Here is a 5,956-nt window from a genome sequence, read left to right as displayed (position 1 = left end):
GTGTCGGCAGCGCGGTGCCCGGGCGCAGCCTGCAGTCGATGGCGGCAAAGTCACGGTCGTCCGCGCCGACGGCCAGCAGATCCAGGATGGTACCGGTCGACGACGGCATCACCGGCTGCGCGAGCAGCGTGACGATGCGGATCACCTCGGCGCACACATAGAGCACCGTGCCGGTCCGCGCCAGGTCGGTCTTGGCCAGCTTCCACGGCTCCTGCGCGGAGATGTACCGGTTGGTGGCGGCCAGCGTCGACCAGAGCGCCTCCAGACCGAGGTGGATAGCCTGGTTGTCGAAGTGCTCGCGCACCGTGGCCAGCAGCCCGTCGGTGGTGGCCAGCAGGGCGGAATCGGCGTCGGTGAAGGCTCCCGGCTCCGGCAGCACCGAATCGAAGTATTTGCCGATCATGCTCAGCGTGCGCTGCGCCAGGTTGCCGTACTCGTTGGCCAGGTCGGCGTTGATACGCGCGACAATGGCCTCGGTCGAATATGAGCCGTCCTGGCCGTAGGGCACCTCGCGGAGGAAGAAGAAGCGGACCGGGTCGACACCGAAGGCGTCGATGAGCGAATCCGGGTCGATCACGTTGCCGATCGATTTGCTCATCTTCTGGCCCTTGTTGAACAGGAAGCCGTGCGCGAAGACACGCTTGGGCAGTTCCAGGCCCGCGCTCATCAGGAACGCCGGCCAGTACACACAGTGGAACCGGATGATGTCTTTGCCGATGATGTGCAGGTCGGCCGGCCAGAAGCGGGCGAAGGTCGCCTCGTCGCCGGGGTAACCGGCGCCGGTGAGGTAGTTGGTCAAGGCATCGACCCAGACGTACATGACGTGGCCGTCGCCGTCGGGCACCGGCACTCCCCAGTCGAAGGTGGTGCGCGAGATCGACAGGTCCTTCAAGCCGCCGGCAACAAAACTGGCGACCTCGTTGCGGCGCGCATCCGGACCGATGAACTCCGGATGGTCGCGGTAGAGCGCGGTCAGCTTGTCCTGGTATGCCGAGAGCCGGAAAAAGTAGGTCTGCTCTTGCGTCCAGGTGAGCACATGGCCGTTCTCGGTGGCGATGCGCTCGCCGGTGTCATTCACCGAGGTGTCGTCGTTGTTGACAAAGGTTTCGTCGCGCACGTCATACCAGCCGGAATACGAGTCCAGGTAGATATCGCCGCGCGCGGCCATCGCATTCCAGATCTCTTCCGAAGCGCGGTGATGGTCGGCGTCGGTGGTTCGGATGAACCGGTCGAAACTGGACCCGAGCCGCTCCTGCAAGCGCTGGAAGCGGTCGGAGTTTCGGCGGGCCAGCTCGCCGGTCGCGATGCCTTCGGCCTCGGCGGTCTGCTGCATCTTCTGGCCGTGCTCGTCGGTGCCGGTGAGGAACCGGACGTCGAAACCGTCGAGCCGCTTGAAGCGGGCCAGGGTGTCGGCCGAGATGTACTCGTAGGCGTGCCCGATGTGCGGGGCGCCGTTCGGGTACGCGATGGCCGTGGTGAGGTAAAAGGCAGGGCGCATAGTGACTAGCAGGATACCGCCTACTCCGATGCGCGTCGGTACGGTGCGCACCCGATCGGTGCTTCCGGCGGTACCAGGTTGGCCAACACTGGAATCGGCTTCACGACCGGGGTGTCACTGAGCACGAAACTCTCCCCGAAATGGGCCAATTCGATCGGTGGACCGTCGAGCAGTCGGTAGGTGGCCTGATCGTTGTCGACGGCGACAACGAGTCGGGACTCCCGCACAACCATGCGGAAAGACATGTAGTTCAGCCGCGACGGCAGGCGCGGGGCGAAAGTGATGTTGCCGCCGAAGTCACGCATGCCGCCGAAGCCGGCGACACAGTCGGTCCAGGCTCCAGCCAGTGCCGCGATGTGTAGACCGGACGAGACATTGTTGTGCAGGTCGTGCAGGTCGGTGAAGACCGACTCGCCGAGCAGATCGTAGGCCAGATCCAGGTAGCCGACCTCGGCTGCGGAGACCGCCTCGCAGCACGCCGACAGCGACGAATCGCGCACGGTGATCGGGTAGTAGTAGTCGAAGATCTTGCGCTTCTCGTCGAGAGTGAAACGGTCGCCGAACAGGTAAGTCGCGAAGACCAGGTCGGCCTGCTTCACCACCTGCTTGCGGTACAGGTCGAAGTAGGGGTAGTTCAGCAGCAGCGGGTAGCGGTCCTGCGACGCGGTGAAATCCCACTGGTCGAGGAGCGTGAACGCTTCGCACTGCTGGTACACGCCCGCTTCGTCGTCATAGGGGATCGTCATGTGATCGGCGCACGACGACCAGTACGCGGTCTCGTCGTTGGTGACACCCAGATCTTTGGCCACGGTCGGCTGCCGGTGCACCGCGGTCACCGCATCCCGGAGTGCTTGTGCGGCCGCAAGATTGGTGAACACGTTGTTGTTGATGACCGCCGTGTACTCGTCGGGGCCGGTGACGCCGTCGATCCGGAACCTGCCGCGCAGATCGTGGTGGCCGAAACCGGCGAAGAAGCGGGCAATCTCGACGAGTAGTTCAACGCCGCATTCGATCTCGAAGGCCTCGTCGTTGGTAGCCCTCAGGTATCGGCCGGTGGCGTTGGCGATGTCGGCCGAGACGTGGACGCCCGCGGTGCCGGCCGGCCAGTAGCCGGAACACTCCTCGCCGTCGATGGTGCGCCAGGGGAACATGGCGCCGGTCTGGGCGAGTTCGGCCGCGCGTGCCTTCGCCTTATCCAGAGTGCTGTGTCGCCAGCGGAGTTCCTCCCCGGCCGCGCCGGGCACCGTATAGGTGAGCATCGGGAGAATAAAGCTTTCGGTGTCCCAGAAGGTATGGCCGTCGTAGCCGGGGCCGGTGAGTCCCTTCGCCGGGATCTGCCTGGACTGGCCGCGCGCGCCCGCCTGCAGCACGTGGAAGAGCGAGAAGCGCAGCGCCTGCTGAAGTTCGGGATCGCCGTCGAGCTCGATGTCGGCGTCGCGCCAGAACTCGTCGAGATACTCGGCCTGCTCGGCTTTGAGTGCGTCCCAACCGGTTTCGGCTGCCATCGCGAGCGCGGCCTGTACCTGCGAATGGAGTGCGGGGACGCTGCGCCGGGCGGACCAGCCGTAGGCGAGGTACTTGGTGAGGACCAGCTTGCTGCCCTCGGGGACGGTCGCGGCGACTGTCAGCCGGGCTAGATCGCCTTCGGCGTGGATGGAGGTATCGGCGTTGCCGGGCAGATTCAGCTCGTGACTCATCGCGGCAGCCACGGTGAGGCCAGACTTTTTGGTGTGGTGCACCAGCGCGGCACTGGTGCCGTCGCAGTCGGCGAGGGCGGCCACGAGGGGGCTGTCGAGGGCCGCGGCCAGACGCGGATCGTTGTCCGGCAGCGGTAGCGGCTCGTTGGCCAGCAGATCGGACTGCAGTACCAGCTTCATGTCCTCGCCGATGGGCTCCACCTCGTAGCGGATGGCCACGATGGTCCGCTTGGTAAAGCTCACCAGCCGCTCGCTCTTGATGCGCACCGTGCGACCGGTCGGGGAGGTCCACAGGGTGCTGCGGCGCAGAGTGCCGGTGCGAAAGTCCAGGCACCGTTCGTGGTCGACGGTCCGGCCGTACCGCAGATCCATCGGCTCGTCCTCGACCAACAGCCGGATGATCTTGCCGTCGGTCACATTCACCACGGTCTGCCCGGATTCGGGATAGCCGTAGCCGCTTTCGGCGTACGGCAGGCCGCGCAGTTCGAAGAATCCATTGAGGTACGTCCCCGGCTGGACCACCGGCTCGCCCTCGTCGAAGGTGCCGCGCAGACCGATGTGCCCATTGGAGAGGGCAAAGAGTGTCTCGGTGCGGCCCAGCATCTCGACATCCATGCCGCGCCAGCACAGCTGCCACGGGTTGATGTCGAAGCCCTGCACCGGATGGTGCCCGTGCGCCGGGATATGGGTGACGTCGCTGTGGCTCGACGTATCGCCGTGCGTGGTGTGCGACAACTCGGTCATGTCGGCTCCTACAGAAGCTCGTCTAGGTCGGTGACGACAACACTGGCGCCCGCCGCCATCATGGACTCGGCCTGGTTCCCGCCGACGCGATCGATACCGACGACGTAGCCGAAGTCGCCGGCTGCACCGGCCTGGACACCGGAAATGGCGTCCTCGAAGACGGCCGCCTGGGCGGGTGTCGCACCCATCAGCTCCGCACCGCGCAGGTACGAGTCCGGGGCGGGCTTCCCGTTCAGGTTCTCTTCGACGATGGTGTTGCCGTCGACCCGCTCCTCGACGAAGCCGGTCAACCCGGCGGCCTCCAGGACGGCGGCACCGTTCTTGCTTGAGGTGACCACGGCAATGCGCAGGCCGGCATCGCGGGCGGCGTTCAGGTAGCGCACCGAGCCCGGGTACGGGTCCACGCCGCGCGCCACCTCAGCCACAAAGAGCGCGTTCTTCGCGGCACCGATCCCTTCGGCGACGTCGTCGGGTACGACGATCCCGCGCGCCGCCAGGAAGGTTCGTACCCCGTCCATGCGCGGACGGCCGTCGACGTAGTCGAGGTAGTCCTGTTCGGTGAACGGCGGCTGATCGACCTGGGTGGACAGAAAGGCGTCGAAGGCCTCGGTCCAGGCCGCGCGGTGCGCGGTGGCGGTCGTGGTGAGCACGCCGTCGAGGTCGAAGAGCGCGACGGTGATCTGAGCGGGCAGTCCTAGCACGAACAGAACGCTACCCTTTTCGGTGTGACTGAGCAGGAGAAGGAACTGTCTGCGAAGCAGATTCGTCAACGTCGGCGGCGGGAGCCGCCGCCGGACCCCGCGCCGCTGCCCGGATTGGTCGATGCACACACGCATTTGGCGGCTTGCGGCGGTCGCGATCGCGCAACGGTTTCGGCGATCGTCGACCGTGGCGCGGCCGTCGGCGTCGGACAGGTGGTGACCGTCGCCGACGATATGGTCGACGCCCGATGGGCGGTGCAGGCCGCGCACTGGGACGAGCGCGTCTTTGCCGCGGTCGGGCTGCACCCGACCCACGCCGACGACCTCGATGAGGCTGCGCGCGCCGAACTCGAAGCTATGGTCACCGATGATCGGGTCGTGGCGGTGGGCGAGACCGGGCTCGACTACTACTGGACGGTGCACTCGTCGACGTGCGCCGATCCGGCGGTGCAGCGGGACGTCTTTGCCTGGCACATTGACTTGGCCAAGCGGTCCGGGAAGCCGCTGATGATTCACAACAGGGGGGCCGACCGGGACCTGCTCGACGTGCTCGCGGCCGAGGGTGATCCGGAATCGGTGATCATGCACTGCTTCTCCGGCGACGCTGCGATCGCGCGCGAATGCGTCGACCGCGGCTACTTGCTGAGCTTTTCCGGGACTGTGACCTTCGTCAATGCGGGCGAGCTTCGCGAAGCGGCCACACTGACGCCGCGCGATCAACTCTTGGTGGAGACCGATGCGCCCTTTTTGACCCCGCATCCCTACCGTGGCCAGCCGAATCAGTCGTATTGCCTGCCGTACACCGCACGCGGATTGGCTGCGGTTCGCGGTGTTCCGGCGGAGGAGCTGGCACCGGTCTTGGGCGCGAACGCGCAACGTGTTTATCGGCTACCGTTGCGGTAAGCACCCCCGGTTCGTTACCGTACTGTGACCCCCCGGTCGGGACGGTGGGACTGATTTGGTAGGTAGGTATATCCGCGATGTCTGTTTTTAAGCGCATTAACGCGACCGATTCCGTCGGCGCCCGTGCGGTTACCGGTGCGCTGCTGGCCACGGTGGCGGCCGGTGGGGTGACCGGAGCCCTCATGCACAAAGAGTTGACCCTGAGCATCGACGGGCAGACGCGCGATATCTCCACCATGGCCTTTTCGGTGGAGACCGTTCTCGCCGAAAACGGCGTCGAGCCGGCGCCCGGCGACCAAGTGAGCGCCGAGCTGTCTAGCACCCCGCGCGGCGGCCAGGTCCTCACGGTCAACCGGCTCAAGGAAGTCGAGCTCAAGGTCGACGGCCAGCCGCAGATCGTCAAGACCCACAAG

The 5,956-nt window shown here is 65.9% G+C and carries 5 protein-coding genes; 2 read left to right on the top strand and 3 right to left on the bottom strand.

What is annotated here, in order from left to right:
* The 3 genes from metG to WAW85_RS06890 form a co-directional block, all read right to left on the bottom strand.
* Window positions 1-1,498 (bottom strand): methionine--tRNA ligase (gene metG / locus WAW85_RS06900; RefSeq protein WP_422558887.1); only part of this gene is annotated, 1,498 nt, incomplete at its 3' end.
* A 20-nt stretch (window positions 1,499-1,518) separates the two neighbouring features.
* Window positions 1,519-3,810 carry a glycoside hydrolase family 65 protein gene (locus WAW85_RS06895; RefSeq protein WP_422558888.1) on the bottom strand — a complete coding sequence of 764 codons (2,292 nt, stop codon included), beginning with the start codon at window positions 3,808-3,810 and terminating at the stop codon, window positions 1,519-1,521.
* Window positions 3,811-3,947: 137 nt separating this feature from the next.
* Window positions 3,948-4,640 (bottom strand): HAD family hydrolase, encoded by a 693-nt coding sequence (locus WAW85_RS06890; protein WP_422558886.1) that lies wholly within the window; start codon window positions 4,638-4,640, stop codon window positions 3,948-3,950.
* Between the two features lie 24 nt (window positions 4,641-4,664).
* Here WAW85_RS06890 and WAW85_RS06885 point away from each other — a divergent pair, with 24 nt between their 5' ends.
* A complete protein-coding gene (locus WAW85_RS06885; RefSeq protein WP_422558885.1) occupies window positions 4,665-5,543 on the top strand; it encodes a TatD family hydrolase in 879 nt (292 codons plus the stop codon).
* A 77-nt stretch (window positions 5,544-5,620) separates the two neighbouring features.
* Window positions 5,621-5,956, top strand: a 336-nt coding sequence (locus tag WAW85_RS06880) for a ubiquitin-like domain-containing protein (RefSeq protein ID WP_422558884.1), incomplete at its 3' end; no start/stop codon positions are given.

It is taken from the genome of Gordonia sp. (in: high G+C Gram-positive bacteria), from assembly GCF_049299075.1.
GTDB lineage: Bacteria > Actinomycetota > Actinomycetes > Mycobacteriales > Mycobacteriaceae > Gordonia.
This window is presented reverse-complemented; position numbering and strand designations above follow the sequence as displayed.

What these genes read in the sequence shown, in the direction of transcription:
- WAW85_RS06895 (WP_422558888.1), bottom strand. Translation starts at nt 3,810, where the DNA reads ATGGATGTCGAGATGCTGGGCCGCACCGAGACACTCTTTGCCCTCTCC.